The following is a 22,582-nucleotide window of genomic DNA, read 5'->3' as shown; positions in this document are numbered from 1 at the left end:
ATTCGCTCCATGTGAAACAACAAGGGGAGGCCGACCACCTCACGATGCGACCGGGCGGGCAACCGTGTCGATCTGTTCGGACAATGCCAGCCAGCGATCCTCAAGGGAGGACAGCTCGCCGCCGATCTGGTTCAGCCGCCGACCCAGAGCGGCCAGCTCCTGAGCCGGCAGCGGCGTCGACAGGCGCGCTTCGAGTGCCTGCTGTTCGCCCTGCAGGTCGAGCAGGTTCTTTTCGACGCGGCCCAGTTCGCGTTGCGCGTTTTTCAGCTCGCCCGCACTCTTGCGGGTCGCCGCACTTGGCGGTGGCTCGCGCCGGGCCTCCCGGCTGCCCCTGGTCGCTTCGCGCAGGCTTTCACGATGGCGCCGGGCTTCCTCGAGCAGGTAGCGCTGGTAGTCGTCGAGGTCGCCGGTGAAGTCCTGCAGACCACCGCGCGTCACCAGCCAGAACTCGTCGCACACCGAACGCAGCAGCGCGCGGTCGTGACTGACCAGCAGCACGCTGCCCTCGAATTCGTTGAGCGCCATGGCCAGTGCTTCGCGGGTCGTCAGGTCGAGGTGGTTGGTCGGTTCATCGAGCAGCAGCAGGTTGGGGCGCTGCCAGACGATCATGCACAGGACGAGGCGCGCCTTTTCGCCGCCGCTCAGGGTACCGACCACCTGTTTGACCATCTCGCCGCTGAAATTGAAGGTGCCGAGGAAACTGCGCAGGTCCTGCTCGCGGTCGCTCTGACCGGCCGCCGGGTGCTCCCTGGCCAGGCGGACCAGGTGCTGCAAGGGCGTCTCGTGCGGCCGCAGAACGTCGAGTTCCTGCTGCGCGAAATAGCCGATGTTCAGTCCCTTGCCTTCACTGAGACTGCCATCGACGCAGTGGAGCACGCGGGCAATGGTCTTGACCAGGGTCGACTTGCCCTGTCCGTTGGCGCCCAGGATGCCGATACGCTGGCCCGCCATGACCGACCTGCTGACTTGGCGAACGATGACGCTGGGCGGCGTACCGGCCGGCGCCGCGGCCGGCGGCGGATAGCCGAAGCTGGCATGGGTCATGACCAGCATCGGGTTGGGCAGGTTGACGGGTTCCTTGAACTCGAAGCTGAAATCGGCGCTAGTCAGCACGGGCGCCAGCCGCTCCATCCGTTCGAGTGCCTTGACCCGGCTCTGTGCCTGCCGGGCCTTGGTGGCCTTGGCCTTGAAGCGTGCAATGAAACCCTGCAGATGGGCGATCCGGTCCTGCTGCCTGAGGTAGGCGTTCTGCTGCAGTTCGATCTGCTGCGCCCGGGTTTCCTCGAAGGTACTGTAGTTGCCGCCATAACGCGTCAGCCTACCTTGCTCGAGGTGCAGGGTGACCGTGGTCACCGCGTCGAGGAATTCGCGGTCATGACTGATCACCAGCAAGGTGCCGGCATAACGCTTGAGCCAGCTCTCGAGCCAGACCAGGGCATCGAGGTCGAGGTGGTTGGTCGGTTCGTCGAGCAGCAGGAGGTCGGACGGGCACATCAGCGCGCGCGCCAGTTGCAGGCGCATCCGCCAGCCGCCCGAGAAACTGTCCACCGGCTGCTCGAGTTCTCCGGTCTTGAAACCAAGGCCGAGGATCAACGACTGGGCGCGCGCCTGTGCATCGTGCGCGCCGGCGTCGTGCAGGGCCAGATAGGCGTGCGCCAGGCGGTCGCCGTTGCCGTCCGCTTCGGCCATCTCCACTTCCCGGCGCGCAGCGCGCAGCGTGTTGTCGCCGGCGACGACGAAAGCGGTGGCAGTTTCACCGGTTGCCGGCATCTCCTGCAAAACCTGCGCCAGACGCCAGTCGAGGGGCCGCGCCAGTTCGCCGCTATCTTCGTGCAGGCTGCCGTCGAGCAGAGCAAAGAGGGTCGACTTGCCGGCGCCGTTGCGACCGACGAGGCCGACTCGATCGCCCTGATTGATCGTGACCGACGCGTTTTCCAGCAGAATCTTGCTGCCGCGGCGCAGGCCGACGTTTCTCAGCGTGATCATCGGGCCGGCGGTCGTCGCGCCGCGCCCGGCAGGCAGCCCGCCGGGCTGCCGGGATGGGTCGCGCTGCCCAGGTTCACCGGAAGATCACCGTCTTGTTGGCGTGTACCAGCACGCGGTCTTCGAGATGATAGCGCAGGCCGCGCGCCAGGACGGCCTTCTCGATGTCCTTGCCGTAGCGCACCATGTCTTCGACCGAATCGGAGTGGTCGATGCGGATCACGTCCTGTTCGATGATCGGGCCCTGATCGAGCTCCCTGGTGACGTAGTGGCAGGTCGCGCCGATCAGCTTGACGCCGCGCTGGTAGGCCTGATGATAGGGGCGGGCGCCGACAAAGCTGGGCAGGAAGGAATGGTGGATATTGATGATCTGGTTGGGGTAGCGCTCGCACAGCTCGGGTGGCAGGATCTGCATGTAGCGCGCGAGCACCATGGTGTCCCCCTTGACCTCCTCGTAGATGCGGCTAATCTCGGCGTGCGCGGCGGCCCGATGGTCGGGGTTGACGGGCACGTAGTGGAAGGGGATGCCATGCCACTCGACGAAAGCCTTGAAGACGTCGTGATTCGAGATGACGCAGGGGATTTCGATGTCGAGCTCGCGTGACTGCCAGCGCGAGAGCAGGTCGTAGAGGCAATGTTCCTGCTTGCTGACCATGATCACGACGCGCCGCTTGACCGCCGAATCACTGATCTTCCACTCCATCGACAGTTCTTCGGCGAGCGGCCGGAAGCGTTGGCGGAACTCGGCGAGGTGAAAGGGCAGTGAATCGGCCCGCACCTGCATGCGCATGAAATAGCGGCCGTCCTCCTCCCCGTCGCCGTCGTCGGCGTAGTAGCTCGATTCGAGAATCCAGCCGGAATGCTGGGCGATGAAGCCGGAGACGCGGGCGATGATGCCGATCTGGTCCGGGCAGGATCCCGACAGGGTATAGAAGCGCTTGGCGTACATCGTGCGTCAGCCGCCGCGGCGCACGGCGCAAGCGCCGAAGGCCCGGTCGATCGCGGCGCGCAGCTCGGCGTACGAGTGCGTTACCGGGAACTGCGGGAATTCGCTGATCACCCTGGCCGGCGGGTGGAAGAGGATGCCGGCATGGGCCTCGCCGAGCATCGCCGTGTCGTTGTACGAATCGCCGGCCGCCACCACGGTGAAGCACAGTTCCTTGAGCCGACGCACCGCTTCGCGCTTCTGGTCGGGCATGCGCAGATGGTGGCGTAGCAGCCGGCCGTCCGCGTCGGTCTGGAGGCTGTGACAGAACAGGGTCGGCCAGCCGAGCTGGCGCATCAGCGGATGCGCGAATTCGTAGAAGGTGTCGGACAGGATGATCAGTTGATAGTCCTCGCGCAATCCATCGACGAAGTCGCGCGCGCCGTCGAGCGGTCCCATGTCGGCGATCACCTGCTGAATGTCCGGCAGCCCGAGCCGATGCTCGGCGAGGATCGCCAAGCGGTAGTTCATCAGCTTGTCGTAGTCTGGCTCGTCACGAGTGGTGCGACGCAGCTCCGGGATGCCGGTGCGAGTGGCGAATTCGATCCAGATTTCGGGGACCAGTACGCCTTCCAGGTCGAGACAGACGATTTGCACGGCAAGCTCCCAGGGAATGAGGGGTGAACGGAAGGCGCGATTCTACCAAATCCGCCCGGCCTGCATCGCCGGATGCGGCTGGCCGGCGTTCGACGTTCAATATTCCGGCCCAGGGTCCCGGCACGCGGTCCGTCCTCACTGGAGCGATCACCGGGCCGTGCCCCGCTGCTCGCTCAGGACATAATTGCCGATCAGCACGCCAGCGCCCGCCGCCTGTGGCTCAGGTCGCTTATAGTGTACGGCTGTAAACGGGATCGGGTGGAGGCCGGACCATTGCCCGCTGCCGGCAGGGCGCTGGCGGGGACTGGCCCTGGGTGTCGGCAAGGAGAAGTGATGCGTGCTGTTGGTTTGCTGTTGGTTGTCCTGCTGATGGGGGACATGGCTCGGGCCGAAACGCCTGCGTCGCCGCTTGAAGTGCCGCAAACGCTGGAGGAGGCGAAGGCGCAGCGGGCGCGGGCCGAGTCGATGCGCACGGCGGCCGAGCGGGAATACAAGGCTGAGGAGAATCGCTGTTATGGCAAGTTTCTGGTCAATGATTGCCTCGAAGCAGCCAGGAAGCGGCGCACGGCAGCCATCGTCGAGGCGCGCCAGCTCGAGCAACCGGCCCGCGACTTCGAGCGGCAGGCGCGACACCAGGAACTCGAGGCCAGGGAGAAGCAGGGGCTGGCCGATCAGCCGCAGCGCGAGGCCGAGCAGCGCGAGCGCGGCGAGCGCTACCGCGCCGAGCAGGCCGCCAAGGCGGCCGAGCGCGAGCGCAAACTGGCCGACAAGGCCAGGCAGGCGGAAGAGGGCCGCCAGAAGACGGCCGCCGAGCAGGCGCGCCGGCAGGCCAAACTGGAAAAGCGTGCGCGGGCCGATGCCGAGCGTGCAGCCAAGAAGGTAACGCCGCAAGGCGACAAGCCGGCGGCCAGTTCGCTCAACTGAATCCGGTTCGACGCGCGGCTTGCCGGGCGCCCGTCGCGCTGCCGCTTGGTCTCAGGCGATGCCTTGGCTGGCGAGGTATTCTTCGTAGTTGCCGAGGTAGTTGATCACCTTTCCGTCGCTGCGGATTTCGAGAATGCGCGTGGCGAGCGAGGAGACGAACTCGCGGTCGTGCGAGACGAAGATCAGCGTTCCCTTGAACTTGTCGAGCGCGGTATTGAGCGACTCGATCGATTCCATGTCGAGGTGGTTGGTCGGTTCGTCCATCACCAGCACGTTTGGCCGCATGAGCATCAGCTTGCCGAAGATCATCCGCCCCTGTTCGCCGCCCGAGATCACCTTCACCGCCTTGTGCACCTCATTGCCCGAGAAGAGCAGGCGGCCGAGCGTGCCGCGGATCAGGGTCGCCAGGTCGTCGCCGTCGTTCGCATTGCTGCGCGCGTAACCGGCGATCCAGTCGCTCAGGCTGATGTCGCTGTTGAAGTCGCGGGCGTGGTCCTGCGCGTAATAGCCGGGACGTGCTTTTTCGGCCCACTTGATGCTGCCCCGCTGGGATTGCAGCTCGCCCATCAGCAGCTTCAGCAAGGTCGTCTTGCCGACCCCGTTCTCGCCGATGATCGCCAGGCGTTCGCCGCCGTTGAGCGTCAGGTCCAGCTTGTTGAAGATCTGCCGCCCGGCGCCATGGTAGCCGAAGCCGACGTTCTGTATTTCCACCGCCTGCCGATGCAGCTTCTCCTTCTCGTCGAACTCGAAACGGATCCACGGGTACTGACGCGACGACGGCTTGACGTCCTCGGGTTTGAGCTTGTCGATCAGTTTCAGGCGGGAGGTGGCCTGCCTGGCCTTGGAGGCATTGGCCGAAAAGCGGCGCACGAAGCTCTGCAACTCGGCGATCCGTTCCTTGGCTTTGGCATTGGCGCTCTGCTGTCGCTCGCGGGCCTGTGTCGAGGCTTCCATGAAGTCGTCGTAGTTGCCCGGGTAGACGGTGATTCGTCCATAATCGAGGTCGGCCATGTGCGTGCAGACCTGATTGAGGAAGTGCCGGTCGTGTGAAATGATCACCATCGTGCTGTTGCGCTCGTTGATCACGTTCTCGAGCCAGCGGATGGTGGAGATGTCGAGGTTGTTGGTCGGTTCGTCGAGCAGCAGGATGTCCGGGTCGGCAAACAGCGCCTGGATGAGCAGCACGCGCAGTTTCCAGCCGGGTGCAACGTCGCTCATCGGGCCAAAGTGCTGTCCGGCCGGGATGCCGACGCCGAGCAGCAGTTCGCCGGCGCGCGCCTCGGCGGTGTAGCCGCCATACTCGGCAAAGCGGGCTTCGAGGTCGGCGGCGTGCATGTAATCCTCTTCGCTGGCCTCGGGATTGGCGTAGATGGCGTCCTTCTCGAGCATGCAGGCCCACATCTCCTCATGCCCCATCATCACCACATCGATCACCCGCTGCTGCTCGAACGCGAACTGGTCCTGACGCAGGTAGGCCATCCGTTCGTGCGTGTCTTTCGAGATGTTGCCGGCCGTCGGGTCGAGTTCCCCGGCGAGTATCTTCATGAAGGTCGACTTGCCGGAGCCATTGGCGCCGATCAGTCCGTAGCGATAAGCTTCGCCGAACTTGACCGAGACATTTTCGAAGAGGGGCTTGGCCCCGAACTGCATGGTGATGTTGTTGGCGACGAGCACGAAGAAACCTCGGTGAAATCATCAGGTTGCAAAAGGGTGTCATTGTACCCCAGGGGCCGTCGCCGTGCCTGCCGGCGGCCTACCTGGGGATCTGCTGCGCAGTGCCTGGTTTGGGCCGGGCGAGGAAGGTGAGAGCGGTCGGGTCGGCAAACCATTCGAGATTGACGCCGTCGATCACGATCACCACCGGCACCTCGAAGGTCCTGCCGGCCTGCACTATGGTGGCGATGGCATCGACCTTCTTGTCCTCGCTGCCGGTGACCCGGACGCTGACGACCTCGATGGCCTGATCCTTGTACTCCGGGTGGGTACGAAAATACTTCTGCATCGAGGTGCGGGCGAGTTCCCCGGCTTGTTCGGGCGGCGGGAAGCAGCCGGCCAGCATGAGCACGGCACAGAGCAGCGAGGCTGGTAGCGGGATCCTTGTCATGAACACAGAGTACTCTCCTGATGGCTGATCACAACCAGGGCTGGAGTGTGACCGAAAACGCTGCCGGATGCCATCCCGCCGTTCCGGCCAGGCAGTCGCCTGCGGGTTCGGCGACCTTCAGCCGATGCGGCCTGGCTGGGTGTCGAGCAGGGTGTCGAGTTCGCGCCAGAGTGGTTCGCAAAGGCCCGCGCGGTAGGCCGCGCTGCGGAAGGCGGGGTGTTCCTGCCGGTACACCTCCCACAACGCGTGTCGTTGGTCCGCCAGGCAGCTGCTGACGTTGGCCAGGCGATCGGCGACCTTGACCACCAGCGCCAGCTCGGCTGGTCCTGTGACCCTGGACAGGCGGGCGTAGGTGCCCGCCTTGCGCTCGGCACGGCTGGCCCCCGGCGCGTCGGTGAGCAGGCTGACGCATTCGCCGACCAGTGGCCCGAAGTGCTCGCGTACCTCACCTTCGGTGACGGTGGTGTCTTCGACCACGTCATGCAGGTAGCCGATGACCTGCGCGTCCGGACCATAGGGCGAGAGCAAGGCGACGACCGCCTCGAGATGATAGGCGTAAGGGCGGTTGCCATACCTTTGTTCGCCGTGCGCGCTGAGGGCGAAGGCGCGCGCCTCAGCGAGCATGGGGTTTTTCCTGCCGCAGGTCGCTGGCCGTGCTGCCGCCCGGCTGCGTCGCTTCGGCGGCAGCCGGGCGGCAAGCCGCCAGTAGCGCGCCGAGGCCTTCCCACTGTTGGCGCCAGAATCCGCTGCGTGCCGCATCGGCCGGCAGGGGGCCGTCGGCGAGGCCGCACGGGGGCATCGCCCGGCCGCGGTACTGGGTGCCGAACAACTGGTCCCAGAGCGGAAAGAGGACGGCGAAATTGCAGCCATGGCGGTATTGCTCGCCGGTTGGCAGGTGCAGTGCATGGTGCCAGCGGTGGTAGCGCGGGCTGACCAGCAGCAGTTCGCCGATCCGTCCGAAAGACAGACGTGCATTGACGTGCGACAGGTTCTCGATCGTCTTGACGGCGATCAGCAGACCGACGAAATGACCCGGCGGTACGCCGATCAACAGTGCGACGGTGGCGAACCAGAAGCCGCCGATCAGGTCGTCGAGCACATGGTTGCGGCTGTCGGTCCACAGCGTCATCTGACGCTGGCTATGGTGGATGGCGTGCAGCGCCCACCACCAGCGGAAGCTGTGCGACAGGCGGTGGCGCCAGTATTCGGCAAAGTCGAGGAGGGCGAGATAGATCAGGAAACTCGCCAGGGGCTTCGTTTCCAGCGCCGGAAAGAGATCTTCCAGTTGTGGCGGGATGATGTCGTTCAGGCGCAGCCAACTGTCGATACTGCCGAACAGCGGAGCCAGCACCGCGAAGACGAGGAGCGGGATGATGCCCAGCCGGTCGAGCAGTGAATAGGTGACGTCCACCCGCACCGGCTTGCGGTCCGGCCAGACCTCGATCGGTCGCAGTGCCTCGAGTGGGCGCAACAGCAGATAGGCTGCACTGATCTGCAGCACGCCGCAGAGGAAGAGCTCGACACCGTCGAAAGCCATCTCGATGTAGCTGCCCAGCCCGAGGACGAGCAGTGGCGGCTGGACGACACGATCGAGCAACCAGCCCTGCAATTGCACAAAGGCTTCGATCAGGGCGTTGATCATGGCTGTGCGCGCCGGGTGGCGAAGCAGAAGCCCTTGCTCTTGAGGCCGGCGATCAGGGGATCGAGCATCGGTGCGAAGGGGTCCTGGCGCGACCAGATGCCGAGATGCGCCATGATGATGTCGCCATCCTTGAGGTGATCGAGCGCGCGCTGCAAGAGCAGCGCATTGGGGTAGGTCGTGGATGGCAGCTCGTCACCGAGGAAACCGGCGGCCGCCCAGCCGACGTGACGATAACCGCAGGACTGCGCCGCCGCCAGGGTGTTGGCCGTCGTGCGACCGCCCGGTGCCCGCCAGAGCGGGTCGAGCCGGCGCCCGGTGAGTTCCTGAAAGCGTGTGTCGGGGCGCTGCAACTCGGCGCAGACGGCCGCCGCGTCCATGCTTTCGATGCCGCCCTCCGGCAGCCGGTAGCGCACCAGCGTACCGTGGTCTTCGCGGAAACTGCCGTGTCGCCAGGTGTGGCTACCGAAGGCATGCCCCTCGGCAACGCGGGCTTGCCAGTAGGACGCCCAACTGGCATCGAGGGCATGATCGCCGCGGCTGGTTTTTTCCTGGGCCAGGAAGAACGTCGCCTTGACCCCATGCCTGGAGAGTGTTTCGGCAATCAGTTCGGCGTGGCGCATGTTGCCGGTGTCGAAGGTGAGATAGAGTGTCCCCTTGCAGGCAGCGGCTGGCTCGGCGGGTGCGGCAGTCGCCAGGCTGATGGCCGCCAGACCCGGCGCCAGGAACAGGCGGCGAAGGCCGAGGCTCATCGCAGACCGGCGTGGTTGAGGAAGAAGACGCCGTGCGGCGAGCTGCCGACCGGGATCGACAGTTTGAGTCGTTTGTTGACCAGATCCACGACCTGCACCTTGCGCGCGAAGCGGGCAGTCGCCCAAAGCTCCTTGCCGTCGGCACGAACCGTCATGTCGTCCGGCCCGCCAGGCACCTCGTACTGTTCGACCACCGTCATCGTCTGCGTGTCGAGCAGCGAAATGCTGCCGTCGACCGTGCGGTTGGAGACATAGAAGTGGCGGCCGTCGCCTTTCGGCTGCAGATTGTGCGCTGCCTTCCCGGTAGGGACCTTCCTGATGCTCTGGCGGCTGCGCCATTCGATGACTTCGACCACTCCCTCGCCCATGCTGGCGACCAGCAGGTAGCGGTTGTCCGGCGACATGACGATGCCCGCCGGGGTTGTCGCGACCGGCATGACCCAGGCAATCTTCTGCGTCGGCAGGCTGATCGCCATGACCTCGTTGGAGTCCTGGAGGGTGACGAAGACGAACTGGCTGGCGTCGTCGAAAGCGAGGTGTGAGGGAGTTTTCGGTGCGGGCAGTCGGGCGATCAGGCTGAAGTCCGTCGGGTCATAGATATCGACCCGGTCGAGGCGCAGCGAAGTGGCGACGAACCACTTGCGATTTGGCGAGTAACCCAACTGATACGGATCCGAGATGTTGCGTACGCGCTTCTGCTCCTGCCCGGTCAACGGGTCGAAGAAGACCAGTTGGTTGGCGGCCGCGCAGGCGACGACCAGCGACTTGTCGTCGGGCGTCGGCATCAGGTGGTGCGGTTCCTTGCATACGTTGACCTTACCGGTCACCTGGTAACTGTCGGTATCGATCAGACTGACCGTCCCATCAGCCGAGTTGAGGGCAATCGCCAGACCGGCCTGGGTGGCCGGGTGAGCGCCAAGCAGCAGCATGAAGGCGAGGCATCGTGCAGTGCGCAGGAGGATTCCGGGGGGACGGTGGTGGGGCATCGTGTCAGCCAGGAACGGGTTGGGAACGAGAGCAGGCAGCTTTTGCCGAGCCGATCGCTCGGCCTGGCTCGCCTGCCTGTGGTTATCGGCTGTTGTTGGGCAGCGCATCGGTCGGGAAGCGATTGTGCGATCTGCCTCTTACGCCAAACTGACCAGATCTGGATCGGTGAAGTGTTCGAGCAGAATTCGCCGTACGCGATCCTGCCACAGACCGGCAAAGAGCTCAATCGTCGCCGGCTCGGCGTCGCCGGCCAGCACCGTCTGCAAGAGGCCCGGGAGGCGGGGATCTGCGGGAACCTCTTCGAGTTGCAGCGAGGCGTTGAGGCTCTGCCCGTTGTCCAGTCGGGTAAAGCGGATCTGACCCGGCAGATCCGTTCCGAAGTGGAGTAGTTCGCGCCGCGCGAAACGGCCGGCCAGGCCCTTGAAGCCGCCGCTTCCGGCAGCCCCGGTGAGCAACCCGACGACCGCCGCCGTCACGCCGCTGACGCCGCTTTCCAGTGCCGCGCGGAAGTCGACCGCGATCTCGCCGCGGGCAGGTAGTTCGTCCGGATAGAGTGCCCGCAGTACACGGCTGGTGAGCAGGTAGGCGCCCGCTACGGTCGGGCAGGAGTGGCCGGTCAGCCTGACGGCATCGACATAGCCGTACTCGATCAGCCCGCCTTGCGCCGCGCCAAGGAATGCGGCCAGGCGATCGCGCATGACGATCGTCGGCACCTGCGAGAAAAAGGCCGGAAAGTTCAAATGATCAGCTTCTCTTCTGGATCAACTCGATCTTGTAGCCGTCGGGATCCTCGACGAAGGCGATCACCGTCGTGCCGTGTTTCATCGGGCCGGCCTCGCGCACCACCTTGCCGCCACGCGCCTTGATCTGCTCGCAGGCGGCATAGGCGTCGGGGACTTCGATCGCCACATGGCCGAAGCCGCCACCAAGCTCGTAGGACGGGGTATCCCAGTTGTGTGTCAGTTCGAGCACCGCTTCTTGCGCTTCCGGGCCGTAGCCGACAAAGGCCAGTGTGAAGCGGCCCGCCGGGTAATCCTGGCGGCGCAACTCGCGCATGCCGAGCACTTCGGTGTAAAAGGCCAGCGAGCGGTCGAGATCGCCGACACGCAGCATCGTATGCAGGATTCTCATGCTTCTCCTCACCAGTGTGGACAAAGGGCGGCGCGCTGCCGCAATTCGGCGCGCGCCGCCGGGTAATCAGGGTAGAGATCCGCAACGATGGACCAGAAGCGCGGGCCGTGGTTCATTTCGCGCAGGTGCGCCAGTTCGTGCGCCACCACGTAGTCGATCACCGGCAGGGGAAAGTGAAGCAGCCGCCAGTTCAGGCGAATGCCGCTGCGCGTGCTGCAGCTCCCCCAACGCGTGCGTGCCGCCGAGAGGGCAAGCGGTGGCAGGGCGACCCCGAGCCGCGACGCGTAGTGCGCCAGGCGCTGGCTGAACAGCAGGCGGGCGTACTCGCGCCAGGCCTTCTCAAGGACGCGTGGCGCTTCGGTCGGCGAGCGCAGACAGAGGGTGAGCGTTGGTTGCGGGGGCTGCAGATTCCACAGGCAGCGATTGCCACCGATCGCCAGGCGGATGGCGAGCGAATTGCCGAGCCAGGGCAGGTGCACGCCGTCGACGATGGACAGCTTTTCCGGCGGACGGCGGTTGCGCCACTCGTCCAGCTTGCGGCCGATCCATTCGCCGTGCTGCACGATCAGCGACTCGACTTCGCGCAGCGAGGCATGCAGCGGAGCGCCGACGCGCAGGCCGCGGTGATCGATCGACAGGCCAATGGTGTGCCTTCTGCCGCGCCGCAGGACGTAGGATACGCTGTGTTCGCCGAGTGCGATGGTGCGCAAGGTCTCGCTGGTTGCCAGCGGTGGCCGCGTGCTCGAGCGCGCTGCTTCAGGCCGCCACGGCATCGGCGGTGGCCGGGTAGCGGTGCGGTGAGATCCGGCGCATCTCGGATTCGATCCAGGCGGCGGCGAGCGTATTGATTCTGGCGGCCGACTTGCCAGTCGGGTCGATCGCTGGTCCGATGCTCACCGTGATCACTCCCGGCGAGATGGCGAAAACGCTCTTGCGCCAGAATTCGCCGGCGTCGTGCGCCACCGGCACAACCCTGGCGTCGCTGCGCACCGCGAGGTGTGCTCCGCCCGGTTTGTAGCGCGAGGTCTGACCCGGCTCGACGCGGGTTCCTTCGGGGAAAATCACGACCCAGTAACCGGCGGCCAGGCGTTCGGCTCCCTGATCGAAGACCTGCCTGAGCGCATCCTTGGCCGCCGCACGGTTGATCGAGATCATCTTCATCGCCGCCAGACCCCAGCCGAAGAAGGGCACACGCAACAACTCCTTCTTGAGGACGAAGACCAGCGGCGGGAAGATGTCCTGCAGACCGACCGTTTCCCAGGCCGACTGGTGTTTGGCCATGACCACCGATGGCTCGGGCGGAATGTTCTCGCGCCCGAGCACGCGGTAGCGCAGGCCGAGGACGTGCCGGCAGAGTCCCATGAAACCGCTGCGCCAGAGCGCGATGATGCGGTAGCGCACGGTCATCGGGAAGGCGATCGCCAGCGTCACGAGCAGGCCGAACGGCATCGTCAGCAGCCCGACCAGCAACAGGAACAGCGCCGTGCGCAGGGCGGCCATCACGAGCGCAGGATGTGTTCGGCGGCCGCCGCCAGATCGGGAAAGACCAGCGTACCTTCCGGCAGGCCACCGTCGGTTTGCGTCTGCGTTCCCTTGCCGGTCATCACCAACAACGGCAGGGCACCGACTGCGGTAGCCGCCTGCAGGTCGCGCAGCGAATCGCCGACCGCCGGGGTGCCCGGCAGATCGATGTTGAAACAGCCGGCAATCCGCTCGAACATGCCGATCGCCGGCTTGCGGCAATGGCAGCCGGCCTCGATCGGATGCGGGCAAAAGAAGATCGCGTCGATGCGTCCTCCGGCCGCCAGCACGGCGCGGTGCATCTTGTCGTGGATGGCATTGAGCGTGTCCATGTCGAACAGGCCGCGACCGACGCCCGACTGGTTGGTGGCCACCACCACCCGGTAACCGGCCTGATGGAGCTTGGCAATCGCTTCGAGGCTGCCCGGGATGGGGCGCCACTCGGCTGGCGACTTGATGAACTGCTTGGAGTCGTAGTTGATGACCCCGTCGCGATCGAGGATGACGAGTCTCATACGGCCAGCCTGGAAATGTCGGCGACCGCGTTCAACTGCTCGTAGAGCACTTTCAGGAGGCCCAGACGGTTGCCGCGCAGCAGTGGTTCATGCACGTTCACCATCACCTCGTCGAAGAAGCGGTCCACCTCGCTGCGTACCGTGGCGAGCGCCTTGAGTGCGTCGGCATAGTCCTCGTTGGCGACGTGCGAGCGAACCAGTGGCGCCATCAGGACGACGCGCTGGAACAGGGCCTTCTCGGCTTTCTCCTCGAGCAGCGCGATGTCCGGCTCGGGCAGATCTTCGGGCGCTTTCTTCAGGATGTTGCCAATGCGCTTGTTGGCGGCGGCGAGCGCCAGCGATTCGGGAAGCATCTGGAATTCGCGTACCGCCGCCAGCCGGGCGGGGACCAGATCGATGCGGGTCGGCCGCTGCGCCAGTACCGCCTCGATGACGTCGACCGCATGGCCGGCGTCGCGCAGCATGCCGCGCAGGCGGTCGAGCATGAAGAGCAGCAGGTTTTCGTCGACCGGCGCGAGCTTGACTCCCTGCGCCAGCAGCGCCTGGCTTGCGCTACCGATCAGTTCGCCGAGATCGAGCGGCAGCGGCGTTTCCATCAGAATGCGCAGCACCCCGAGTGCGGCGCGGCGCAGACCGAAGGGATCCTTGTCGCCGGTCGGCAGTTGCCCGATGCCGAAGAAGCCGACCAGCGCGTCAAGTTTGTCGGCCAGCGCTGCGGCGCAGGCAATGTTTCCCTCGGGCAGGGCATCGCCGGCGAAACGCGGCCGGTAATGCTGCTCGATGGCGTCGGCCACCACCGGCAGACCGCCTTCGTGCAGCAGGTAATAGCGGCCCATGATGCCCTGCAGTTCCGGGAACTCGCCGACCATGTCGGTGAGCAGGTCGATCTTGGCGAACAGTGCAGCGCGCTCCGCCAGATTGCCGTCGGCGCCGAGCGTCTCGGCGATGCTGCGCGCGACACGGCCCAGACGCTGGGCGCGGTCGCCGAGCGAGCCGAGCTTGTTGTGGTAGACCACCGAGCCGAGTCGAAGCACGCGGTTGGCAAAGCCGGCCTTGCGATCCTGATTGTAAAAAAAGCGGGCGTCCGACAGGCGTGGACGGACGACGCGCTCGTTGCCGCGGATGATGTTGCTGGGGTCGTCGACCGCCATGTTGGCGACGATCAGGAACTTGTTGAGCAGCTTGCCGGCGCGGTCGAGCAGCGGGAAGTATTTCTGGTTCTGCTGCATGGTCAGGATCAGGCATTCCTGCGGTACTTCCAGGTACTCGGCCTCAAACTCGCCGACGTAGACCACCGGCCATTCGACCAGTGCCGTCACTTCGTCGAGCAGGCCGTCTGCCGGATTGATGCGGGCGTCGAGCCGGTGTGCCGCCGCTTCGAGCTGGGTGGCGATTGCCGCGCGGCGTTCGCCGAAAGCGGCGATCACCTTGCCGTCGGCCAGTCGGGCAGGGTAGTCCGCCGGTGTGTCGACGACGATTTCGCCGGCCGACAGGAAGCGGTGCCCCATGGTCGTGCGGCCGCTCGGCAATCCGAGCACTGCGCCGGGGACGACTCGCTTGCCGTGCAGGAGGATCAGGCTGTGTACCGGGCGGACGAACTGGTGCTCGGAATCGCCCCAGCGCATGACTTTCGGGATCGGTAGCTTGCGCACCGCCTGCGCGACGATGTCCGCCAGGTGGGTGGCCAGTTCTTCGCCCTTCTTCTCGCGTCGGGCAACGAAGTATTCGCCCTTGCCGTCGGCCGCCTTGTGGAGTTGGTCAAAGCTGACACCGGCGGCGCGCATGAAGCCTTCGAGCGCCTTGGTCGGCCGGCCCGCCACGTCGAGCGCGCCGGCCAGCGCCGGGCCCTTCTTCTCCAGCACGCGGTCGGGTTGCCGGTCGGCCACCCCGGTGATGGTCAGCGCCAGGCGGCGAGGCGTGGCGTAGGGTGTGCAGATGCTATCGGCTCCGGCAAACTCCTCGGCTCTGAGGGTGGCGAAGACGGTATCGGCAAAGGCCTCGGAGAGCGGTTTCAGTGACTTCGGCGGCAGCTCTTCGGTGCGCAGTTCGATCAGGACGGTTTCTTTCATCTCATGCCACCTCGCCGCCAGTGCCCGCCTTGCACATCGGGAAACCGAGCGCCTGGCGGGAGTCGTGGTAGGCCTGCGCGACTTCGCGCGCCAGGGCGCGTACGCGGCCGATGTAGGCCGCCCGCTCGGTGACCGAGATGGCGCCGCGGGCATCGAGCAGGTTGAAGGTATGCGAGCACTTCATCACCATTTCGTAGCCCGGTAGCGCGAGGCCGGCGGCGATCAGCCGCCGCGCTTCGGACTCGTGCTCGCCGAAGTGGCGGAAGAGCAGTTCGACATTGGCGTGTTCAAAGTTGTACTTCGATTGCTCGACCTCGTTCTGGTGGTACACGTCGCCGTAGGTCACCCGGTAGCCCGGTCCCTCGGCCCATACCAGGTCGAAGACATTCTCCACCCCCTGCAGGTACATCGCCAGGCGCTCGATGCCATAGGTGATCTCGCCGAGTACCGGTTTGCAGGCTAGCGAGCCGACTTCCTGGAAATAGGTGAACTGGGTCACTTCCATGCCGTCCAGCCAGACCTCCCAGCCGAGTCCCCAGGCGCCCAGTGTCGGACTCTCCCAGTCGTCCTCGACAAAGCGGATGTCGTGCTGGGTGGTGTCTATGCCGAGCGCACGCAGCGAGTCGAGATAGAGGTCCTGGATATTGGCTGGCGAGGGTTTGAGCACGACCTGGTACTGGTAGTAATGCTGCAGGCGGTTGGGGTTCTCGCCATAGCGTCCGTCCTTGGGCCGCCGTGATGGCTGCACGTAGGCCGCGTTCCAGGGTTCGGGTCCGATGGCGCGCAGAAAGGTGGCAGTGTGGAAGGTGCCGGCACCGACTTCGATGTCGTATGGCTGGAGCAGTGCGCACCCCTGTTTGTCCCAGAAATCCTGGAGACGCAGAATCACTTCCTGGAAGGTAGGCATGGGAGATGGTCGGACAGGACGAGAAGCCCGGATTTTACTTGGTTTCTCGGCGAACAAGAACCTGCTTCGGCGACGCGCGAGACCGGCGACCGGTTGCGGGCGCCCGGTCGCCTGATTACCCAGGCGACTGGCGTGTCACGGCGCGCGCACCACTTGTGGCGGGTTCCTTACTTCACCTTGCCGTCCCTGGTTGCGAGAGGCTTGCACATCGAACCGTGTGCCATCAGCATCGTGCTGGGAGTGGTCAGGCTCGCCTGATAGGCGGCGATGGCCAACATCTGTTCAGGGTTGTATTTCTTGATGACCCGGACCATTTCGGGGTTGGCGGCGCTCCACGACTGATCCTTGTTCTCGGCGAGTGCCTGGGCCAAGGCGAGTGCGGGGAGTAGCGCGACACATGCAGCCACAGTGGTGGTCATTTTTTTCATGATTGTCTCCTCCTGGCGTTTTTTAGTAACGGTGCATCGAACAGCATGCCGGGTTAGCATGGTTGGTGGTACCCAGCGGGTCAAGTGTTGATTCCGCTGCGACCGGGCACCGTGCGCTGCTCTCCGCCGCGCAGTCGACGGCCGGGAACCGGGTGAAGCAGCCCTCAGGCAGGGTGGCGCAAGGCTACCCCGCGTCGCATGTGCAAGGCGATGAGCAGGAGTGCGAGAGCGACGACCGGCCAGTTGCCCCAGCGCACGTATGGGGTTGCCCCGGTATGACCGCGGACTTCGCCGAGCAGTGCGCCGCGCCTGAAGGGTGGCAGCACCGAGCGCACGCGGCCGTCGACATCGACGATGGCGGTCATGCCGGTATTGGTCGCGCGCAGCATCATGCGGCCCGTTTCCAGGGCGCGCATCTGGGCGATCTGCAGGTGTTGCGCGGGTGCCAGCGAATCGCCGAACCAGGCGACGTTGGAAATGTTTGCCAGCAGCGTGGCGCCCGGCAGGCTGGCACTGATCTCGTTGCCGAAGGCGTCTTCGTAGCAGATGTTCACCGCCACCTGCTGGCCGGCGAGGCGCAGCGGCGGCTGGCCGGGCGCGCCGGGGCTGAAGTCGGACATCGGGATGTTGGCCATCGCCATGAACCAGGCAAAGCCCGACGGGACGAATTCGCCGAAGGGTACCAGGTGCACCTTGCTGTAGCGCTGCTGTCCCGATGCGCCGAGGCTCAGCGCGGCATTGAAGTACTGCCGGCCGTCACCGACGGCGACTCCCAGCAGCAGGTCGCCCTGTTGGCGCAAGGCAAGCGCCTGCAGCGCGTCGAGGTAGTCGACCGGAACCTGGTCCAGGAAAGAGGGCAGGGCGGTTTCGGGCAGGACCGTCAGTTGCGCCGGATGGTCGAGTGCCAGGCGGTGGTAGGTGCGCAGCGATTCAGCGAAGCGTTCGGGTCGCCATTTTATCTCCTGCGCGACGTTGCCTTGCAGCAGGGCGACCGTCAGCGGCTCGCCGGTCGCCTGGGTCCAGCGCAGCTCGCGCAACAGGTGGCCGGTCGCCAGGGTCAGGGCGATAGCCAGGGTGGGCAGTGCTGGGCACCAGCGCAGCCAGCCGCGCGCCCGGCACGCTTCGGTCGACAACCAGCGCCTGAGCACTGCGAAGCCGAGTGCGCCAGCCAGCGCCGAGAACAGGGAAACGCCGTGCACTCCGAGCAGGGGGGCATAGCCGGCCAACGGGCTTGGCGGGGTCTGCGAATAGCCGGCGGAAAGCCAGGGGAAACCGGTGAACAGCCAACTGCGCAGCCACTCGACAAGCACCCACAGGGCGGCGAAGAGCAGTGCCCGGCGCAGCCAGCCGCCGGTCGCCAGGTGGACGAACAATGCCCCGAGCAGCGCGACATGAAGCGCCAGGACGGCACAGAAGAGCAAGGTCGCCAAGCCGGCCAGCGCCGCCGGCATGCCGCCGAAAATGCTGAGACTGACGTAGATCCAGGAGACACCGGCCAGGAAGAAACCGAAGCCATGACTGGCGGCGAGCAGCGCACCTTGGCACGGGCGCCGCGCGCCGTCGACTTCGGCAACGAGCAGGGCGAACAGCCCGCCGAGGCTCAGCCAGTTGAGGGCAAACCAGCCGAGCGGCGCGAAGGCCGCGACTCCCGTGGCGCCGAGAACGAAAGCGGCCAGGCAGCGCCCGCCCGTGTTCTTATTCAGGCGTGCCTGCCTGTTCTGGCCGCACGACCACCAGGGTGTAGATGCGGCGGTTGTCGGCGCGCAGGACCTGGAAAGTGAGCCCGTCGATGGTGACCGTTTCGTTGAACTGCGGCAGCCGGCCGAAGTGGTGGAGAATCAGTCCACCGATGGTCTGGAAGCTCTCGTCACTGAAACTGCTGCCGAAAGCGGCGTTGAAATCCGCCACCGGGGTGTGCGCCTTGACGCGGTACTGCCCGTTCTGGTCGAGCTGGATGTTGTCGTCGGCTTCGTCGAAATCGTACTCGTCCTCGATTTCGCCGACGATCTGCTCCAGTACGTCCTCGATGGTGATCAGGCCGGCGATGCCGGCGTATTCGTCGATGACGATCGCCATGTGATTGCGCGAGACGCGAAATTCGCGCAGCAGCACATCGAGGCGTTTGAACTCTGGGATGAACACCGCCGGGCGAATCCAGTCGCGCAGCGTGAAGGGGGCGTCGCGCGCGACGCGCAACAGGTCCTTGGCGAGCAGGATGCCGATCACGTTGTCGGCACTGTCGTTGATTACCGGGAAGCGCGAATGGGCAGTCCTGTTGACCCGCCCGATCACCTCGTCGAACGAATCGTTGGCATCAACCACTTCCATCAGCATACGTGGCACCATGACGTCGCGCACGCGCACCTCCGATGCGGCGAGCGCGCCCTCGATGATGCTCAGGGCATCGGCATCGAGCAGCGCGCGCTGATGCGCAGAGTGCAGCAGTTGCATGAGCTGTTCGCGGTCCTCGGGTTCGTGCACGAGGAACGCAGAGATCCGTTCGAGAAGACCGGGCTTGTTGCCTGTGCTGCCGGTGTTGTCCTTGTCCATGTTGACCTCGGTGAGGAATGATGCGTCAATGGCGGCGACGCGTCCGCTCTTGCGCGGTCAGCGCCGCTGACGCTTCATCCCTCGTCGCGATAGGGGTCCGGATAACCCAGGGCGGCGAGAATCCGGCGCTCCTCGGCTTCCATTTCAGCTGCCTGCCGTTCGTCCGCCTCGTGGTCGTAGGCCTGCAGATGCAGCAGGCCATGCACGATCAGATGGGCGTAATGCGCGCTGAGCGATTTGCCCTGCTCGCTGGCCTCGCGCTCGACCACCGGTGCGCAGAGAACCAGGTCGCCGCAGATGCGCGGCCTGACTTCGTAGGAGAACGAGAGGACGTTGGTCGCCCGCTCCTTGCCGCGATAGCTGCTGTTGAGGCGGAGTCCTTCTTCGGCGTCGACGAAACGCACGGTGATCCGTCCGCCGGTCTTGCCCTTTGCCGGCAAGGCGGCGCGTACCCAGCGACGCACCTCGCGCTTGGCCGGCCGGCCGGCCGGCCGGCCGGCGTACTGCACGGCAAGCTGCCAGCGCTCACTTTTTTTCGCCATTGCCCGCCGTTGCGGCTGACCCGGCCTCGAGTGCCGCGGTGTGTGCCTCGTAGGCCGAGACGATGCGCGCCACCAGCGGGTGGCGGACCACGTCTTCCTTCAGGAATTCGGTGAATGCGATGCCGCGGACTTCCCGCAGGATCTGGCGCGCTTCGATCAGGCCGCTTTTCTGGCCGCGCTGCAGGTCGATCTGCGTCACGTCGCCGGTGACCACGGCTTTGGCGCCGATGCCGATGCGCGTCAGGAACATCTTCATCTGCTCGGGGGTGGTGTTCTGTGCCTCGTCGAGAATGATGAAGGCGTGGTTGAGGGTGCGCCCGCGCATGTAAGCCAGCGGAGCAATCTCGATAGAGCCGCGTTCGAACAGCTTGCCGACGCGCTCGAAGCCCATCAGGTCGTAGAGCGCGTCGTACAGTGGGCGCAGATAGGGATCGACCTTCTGTGCCAGGTCGCCGGGCAGGAAGCCGAGGCGTTCGCCCGCCTCGACGGCCGGCCGTGTGAGCACGATACGCTGCACCAGTTCGCGCTCGAAGGCGTCGACCGCGGAGGCGACGGCGAGATAGGTCTTGCCGGTACCGGCCGGACCGGTGCCGAACGTGATGTCGTGTTCCTGGATTTTCTTCAGGTATTCGATCTGCCGCGGCGTGCGGCCGTGCAATTCGCTCTTGCGGGTCATCAGGGCCGGCGCGACGCCGCCGCCGGACGAGATGTTGCGCACCGGTCGGTTGAGCAGCTCGATCAGGCCGAGCTGGATCTCGTCAACCGACAGCGTATCCTTGGCCTGCGCGTAGAACTGCTGCAGTGCTTCGCTGGCGCGTGCAGTCTGCGCGGCTTCGCCGCGCAGCGTGAAACGTTCGCCCCGGCGGGCGATCGATACATCGAGGGCGGTCTCGATCTGGCGCAGGTTTTCGTCCAGGGCGCCACAGAGATTGGCGAGTTGCTTGTTGTTGATCGGCGAGAGCAGCAGTTCGGTGGCTCGGCTCTTGGTAGCGTTTGAATTCACAGGCATCGGGTGTCAGTTGGCGAGCTCGCCACGTAGTGAGTGCGGCATGGCGGCGGTGATGCGCACGTCGAGGAAGCGGTCGAGCATCGCACTGGCATCGCCGGCAAAATTGACCACGCGGTTGTTGTCGGTGCGGCCGGCCAGTTCGTTGCGGTCCTTTTTCGAGACGCCTTCGACCAGTACGCGTTGCACGCTGCCGACCATTGCCTGCGACACCTCCTGCGCCAGTTCGTCGATGCGCTTCTGCAGGCGCAACAGGCGTGCGAGCTTGACCGGCTGCGGCGTGTCGTCGGCCAGTTCGGCGGCCGGGGTGCCCGGCCGCGCACTGTAGATGAACGAGAAGGAGGCATCGAAGCCGATTTCGTCGATCAGCTTCATCGTCTTTTCGAAATCGCTGTCGCTTTCGCCAGGAAAGCCGATGATGAAGTCCGAGGAGAGCGACAGGTCGGGGCGGGCGGCCCGCAGCTTGCGCACCAGGCTCTTGTACTCGAGCGCCGTGTAGCCGCGCTTCATCGCCGCCAGTACGCGGTCGGAGCCGGACTGGAGCGGTAGGTGCAGGTGCGAGACGAGCTTGGGCACCCGGGCATAGACGTCGATCAGCCGTGCCGACACCTCACGCGGATGCGAGGTGGTGTAACGGATGCGCTCGATTCCGGGGAACTCGGCAATGTATTCGATCAGCAGCGCCAGATCGGCGGCCGTCTCCCCGGTCAGCGCCTGACCGCGGCCGGCCAGCGCGCCGCGGTAGGCGTTGACGTTCTGCCCGAGCAGCGTCACTTCCCTGACGCCCTGCGCCGCCAGATCGGCAACTTCGGTCAGTACGTCGTCGAACGGGCGCGAGACTTCCGCGCCGCGGGTGTAGGGGACGATGCAGAAGGAGCAGAACTTGCTGCAACCTTCCATGATCGAGACGAAAGCGGCGGCACCCTCGACGCGGGCCGGTGGCAGATGGTCGAATTTCTCGATCTCGGGGAAGGAGATATCGACCTGCGACTTGCCCAGGCGACGGCGCTCGGCGATCAGTTGCGGCAGCCGGTGCAGGGTCTGGGGGCCGAAGACGACATCGACGTAGGGTGCCCTGGCAATGATCGCCGCGCCTTCCTGGCTTGCCACGCAGCCGCCGACACCGATCACCAGATCGGGCCTGGCGAGCTTCATCTGGCGGACCCGGCCGAGGTCGTGGAAAACGCGTTCCTGTGCCTTTTCGCGCACCGAGCAGGTGTTGAACAGGATGATATCGGCGTCGTCGGGCGTTTCGGTCTTGACGATTTCTTCGGATGCAGCGAGCACGTCGGCCATCTTGTCCGAATCGTACTCGTTCATCTGGCACCCGAAGGTGCGGATGAACAGTTTTTTGGCCATTGCTTGTCTGATTTGATCTAACGTGGGCGCGACACGGCTGCTTCGCCTGGGGTCAGCATCCAGACGCGATGAATCGCGCCGTCGCCGTTGGTGAGATAGACCACCTCGACCGGGCTTTGAATCCGCATCGGCATGACGATCAGGTTCTGCCGGTTGCGGAACTGGGCCGCCGGAGCGAGTGGCCATTGCTGCCCATTGATCGTCAGAAAACCGTCTCCGGCGGGCGGTTGCATCAAGCCTTGGCGGGCTTCTTCAGGCAGTGCACGCGGCAGCGCCGCCGCTTCGTGCACGATCTGCGGTTCGGGCGCCGGCGTCAATGCCGCTTCGGCAATGGCGCTGATCACGGAATACAGAATGCTGGTGGGGATATCCATCGCTGCATTATAGACAAGCGGGCCGGCCAATGTCAGCTCTTCCGGTTCAGACCGCTGCTTGTCGGGCACCGGCTTGCGGCTGCCGGCCCGGCACCCTTGCAGTACAATGTTGCTTTCGCTGCTGTACTACCTTTGAGAAAGGACGTCGCCGTGCTGGAATCGTACCGTGCCCATGTTGCCGAGCGTGCTGCGCTTGGTATCCCTCCTTT

At 65.3% G+C, this 22,582-nt stretch carries 24 protein-coding genes; 1 reads left to right on the top strand and 23 read right to left on the bottom strand.

What is annotated here, in order from left to right:
- Positions 1 to 39: 39 nt before the first annotated feature.
- The 3 genes from JNK99_RS00510 to thrH all read right to left on the bottom strand — a co-directional run bounded on the left by JNK99_RS00510 (position 40) and on the right by thrH (position 3,565).
- The gene (locus tag JNK99_RS00510; RefSeq protein ID WP_291847083.1) at positions 40 to 1,986 is read right to left on the bottom strand and encodes an ATP-binding cassette domain-containing protein; all 1,947 of its coding nucleotides are present in this window, start codon (positions 1,984 to 1,986) and stop codon (positions 40 to 42) included.
- Between the two features lie 73 nt (positions 1,987 to 2,059).
- Positions 2,060 to 2,932: a formyltetrahydrofolate deformylase gene (gene purU, locus JNK99_RS00505; RefSeq protein ID WP_291847081.1), complete on the bottom strand. Its 873-nt coding sequence runs from the start codon at positions 2,930 to 2,932 to the stop codon at positions 2,060 to 2,062.
- Positions 2,933 to 2,938: 6 nt separating this feature from the next.
- Positions 2,939 to 3,565: a bifunctional phosphoserine phosphatase/homoserine phosphotransferase ThrH gene (thrH, locus tag JNK99_RS00500; protein ID WP_291847079.1), complete on the bottom strand. Its 627-nt coding sequence runs from the start codon at positions 3,563 to 3,565 to the stop codon at positions 2,939 to 2,941.
- Positions 3,566 to 3,898: 333 nt separating this feature from the next.
- Here thrH and JNK99_RS00495 point away from each other — a divergent pair, with 333 nt between their 5' ends.
- On the top strand, positions 3,899 to 4,489 hold the full coding sequence (locus JNK99_RS00495; protein WP_291847077.1) for a hypothetical protein: 591 nt from the start codon (positions 3,899 to 3,901) through the stop codon (positions 4,487 to 4,489).
- A gap of 51 nt (positions 4,490 to 4,540) precedes the next feature.
- Here JNK99_RS00495 and JNK99_RS00490 read toward each other — a convergent pair whose 3' ends face one another.
- The 20 genes from JNK99_RS00490 to JNK99_RS00395 all read right to left on the bottom strand — a co-directional run bounded on the left by JNK99_RS00490 (position 4,541) and on the right by JNK99_RS00395 (position 22,442).
- Entirely contained in the window at positions 4,541 to 6,163 is a 1,623-nt protein-coding gene (locus tag JNK99_RS00490) for an ABC-F family ATPase (protein WP_291847074.1), read from the bottom strand.
- Positions 6,164 to 6,242: 79 nt separating this feature from the next.
- On the bottom strand, positions 6,243 to 6,599 hold the full coding sequence (locus tag JNK99_RS00485) for a hypothetical protein (protein ID WP_291847071.1): 357 nt from the start codon (positions 6,597 to 6,599) through the stop codon (positions 6,243 to 6,245).
- Positions 6,600 to 6,710: 111 nt separating this feature from the next.
- The gene (locus JNK99_RS00480; RefSeq protein WP_291847069.1) at positions 6,711 to 7,217 is read right to left on the bottom strand and encodes an HD domain-containing protein; all 507 of its coding nucleotides are present in this window, start codon (positions 7,215 to 7,217) and stop codon (positions 6,711 to 6,713) included.
- Positions 7,207 to 8,235, bottom strand: a complete 1,029-nt coding sequence (locus JNK99_RS00475) for a sterol desaturase family protein (protein ID WP_291847066.1) — start codon at positions 8,233 to 8,235, stop codon at positions 7,207 to 7,209. Before JNK99_RS00475 ends, JNK99_RS00480 begins: the two co-directional genes overlap by 11 nt.
- Positions 8,232 to 8,984 (bottom strand): polysaccharide deacetylase family protein, encoded by a 753-nt coding sequence (locus tag JNK99_RS00470; RefSeq protein WP_291847063.1) that lies wholly within the window; start codon positions 8,982 to 8,984, stop codon positions 8,232 to 8,234. The genes JNK99_RS00475 and JNK99_RS00470 overlap by 4 nt, the downstream gene beginning before the upstream one ends.
- Positions 8,981 to 9,970, bottom strand: a complete 990-nt coding sequence (locus JNK99_RS00465; RefSeq protein ID WP_291847060.1) for a YncE family protein — start codon at positions 9,968 to 9,970, stop codon at positions 8,981 to 8,983. Before JNK99_RS00465 ends, JNK99_RS00470 begins: the two co-directional genes overlap by 4 nt.
- A gap of 138 nt (positions 9,971 to 10,108) precedes the next feature.
- Positions 10,109 to 10,711: a hypothetical protein gene (locus JNK99_RS00460; RefSeq protein ID WP_291847057.1), complete on the bottom strand. Its 603-nt coding sequence runs from the start codon at positions 10,709 to 10,711 to the stop codon at positions 10,109 to 10,111.
- 4 nt (positions 10,712 to 10,715) lie between these two features.
- Positions 10,716 to 11,102, bottom strand: coding sequence for a lactoylglutathione lyase (gene gloA, locus JNK99_RS00455; protein WP_291847056.1), 387 nt, complete (start codon positions 11,100 to 11,102; stop codon positions 10,716 to 10,718).
- 8 nt (positions 11,103 to 11,110) lie between these two features.
- The gene (locus tag JNK99_RS00450) at positions 11,111 to 11,875 is read right to left on the bottom strand and encodes a SprT family zinc-dependent metalloprotease (protein ID WP_291847053.1); all 765 of its coding nucleotides are present in this window, start codon (positions 11,873 to 11,875) and stop codon (positions 11,111 to 11,113) included.
- On the bottom strand, positions 11,859 to 12,602 hold the full coding sequence (locus JNK99_RS00445) for a lysophospholipid acyltransferase family protein (protein ID WP_291847051.1): 744 nt from the start codon (positions 12,600 to 12,602) through the stop codon (positions 11,859 to 11,861). The genes JNK99_RS00450 and JNK99_RS00445 overlap by 17 nt, the downstream gene beginning before the upstream one ends.
- A complete protein-coding gene (gene gmhB, locus JNK99_RS00440) occupies positions 12,602 to 13,138 on the bottom strand; it encodes a D-glycero-beta-D-manno-heptose 1,7-bisphosphate 7-phosphatase (RefSeq protein ID WP_291847048.1) in 537 nt (178 codons plus the stop codon). The genes JNK99_RS00445 and gmhB overlap by 1 nt, the downstream gene beginning before the upstream one ends.
- Positions 13,135 to 15,207 carry a glycine--tRNA ligase subunit beta gene (glyS, locus tag JNK99_RS00435; protein ID WP_291847046.1) on the bottom strand — a complete coding sequence of 691 codons (2,073 nt, stop codon included), beginning with the start codon at positions 15,205 to 15,207 and terminating at the stop codon, positions 13,135 to 13,137. The genes gmhB and glyS overlap by 4 nt, the downstream gene beginning before the upstream one ends.
- Before the next feature lies 1 nt (position 15,208).
- Positions 15,209 to 16,114 carry a glycine--tRNA ligase subunit alpha gene (gene glyQ / locus JNK99_RS00430; RefSeq protein ID WP_291847044.1) on the bottom strand — a complete coding sequence of 302 codons (906 nt, stop codon included), beginning with the start codon at positions 16,112 to 16,114 and terminating at the stop codon, positions 15,209 to 15,211.
- Between the two features lie 167 nt (positions 16,115 to 16,281).
- The gene (locus JNK99_RS00425) at positions 16,282 to 16,542 is read right to left on the bottom strand and encodes a hypothetical protein (RefSeq protein WP_291847042.1); all 261 of its coding nucleotides are present in this window, start codon (positions 16,540 to 16,542) and stop codon (positions 16,282 to 16,284) included.
- A 164-nt stretch (positions 16,543 to 16,706) separates the two neighbouring features.
- On the bottom strand, positions 16,707 to 18,218 hold the full coding sequence (lnt, locus tag JNK99_RS00420) for an apolipoprotein N-acyltransferase (protein WP_291847120.1): 1,512 nt from the start codon (positions 18,216 to 18,218) through the stop codon (positions 16,707 to 16,709).
- A 19-nt stretch (positions 18,219 to 18,237) separates the two neighbouring features.
- Positions 18,238 to 19,092 (bottom strand): transporter associated domain-containing protein, encoded by an 855-nt coding sequence (locus JNK99_RS00415; RefSeq protein ID WP_291847040.1) that lies wholly within the window; start codon positions 19,090 to 19,092, stop codon positions 18,238 to 18,240.
- A gap of 74 nt (positions 19,093 to 19,166) precedes the next feature.
- Positions 19,167 to 19,634, bottom strand: a complete 468-nt coding sequence (ybeY, locus tag JNK99_RS00410; RefSeq protein ID WP_291847037.1) for an rRNA maturation RNase YbeY — start codon at positions 19,632 to 19,634, stop codon at positions 19,167 to 19,169.
- Positions 19,618 to 20,643 (bottom strand): PhoH family protein, encoded by a 1,026-nt coding sequence (locus tag JNK99_RS00405; RefSeq protein ID WP_291847035.1) that lies wholly within the window; start codon positions 20,641 to 20,643, stop codon positions 19,618 to 19,620. The genes ybeY and JNK99_RS00405 overlap by 17 nt, the downstream gene beginning before the upstream one ends.
- Before the next feature lie 6 nt (positions 20,644 to 20,649).
- The gene (miaB, locus tag JNK99_RS00400) at positions 20,650 to 21,999 is read right to left on the bottom strand and encodes a tRNA (N6-isopentenyl adenosine(37)-C2)-methylthiotransferase MiaB (RefSeq protein ID WP_291847033.1); all 1,350 of its coding nucleotides are present in this window, start codon (positions 21,997 to 21,999) and stop codon (positions 20,650 to 20,652) included.
- A 17-nt stretch (positions 22,000 to 22,016) separates the two neighbouring features.
- A complete protein-coding gene (locus JNK99_RS00395; RefSeq protein ID WP_291847031.1) occupies positions 22,017 to 22,442 on the bottom strand; it encodes a hypothetical protein in 426 nt (141 codons plus the stop codon).
- Positions 22,443 to 22,582: the final 140 nt, after the last annotated feature.

It is taken from the genome of Accumulibacter sp., from assembly GCF_016789985.1.
In the GTDB taxonomy this organism is placed as follows: Bacteria; Pseudomonadota; Gammaproteobacteria; order Burkholderiales; family Rhodocyclaceae; genus Accumulibacter.
This window is presented reverse-complemented; position numbering and strand designations above follow the sequence as displayed.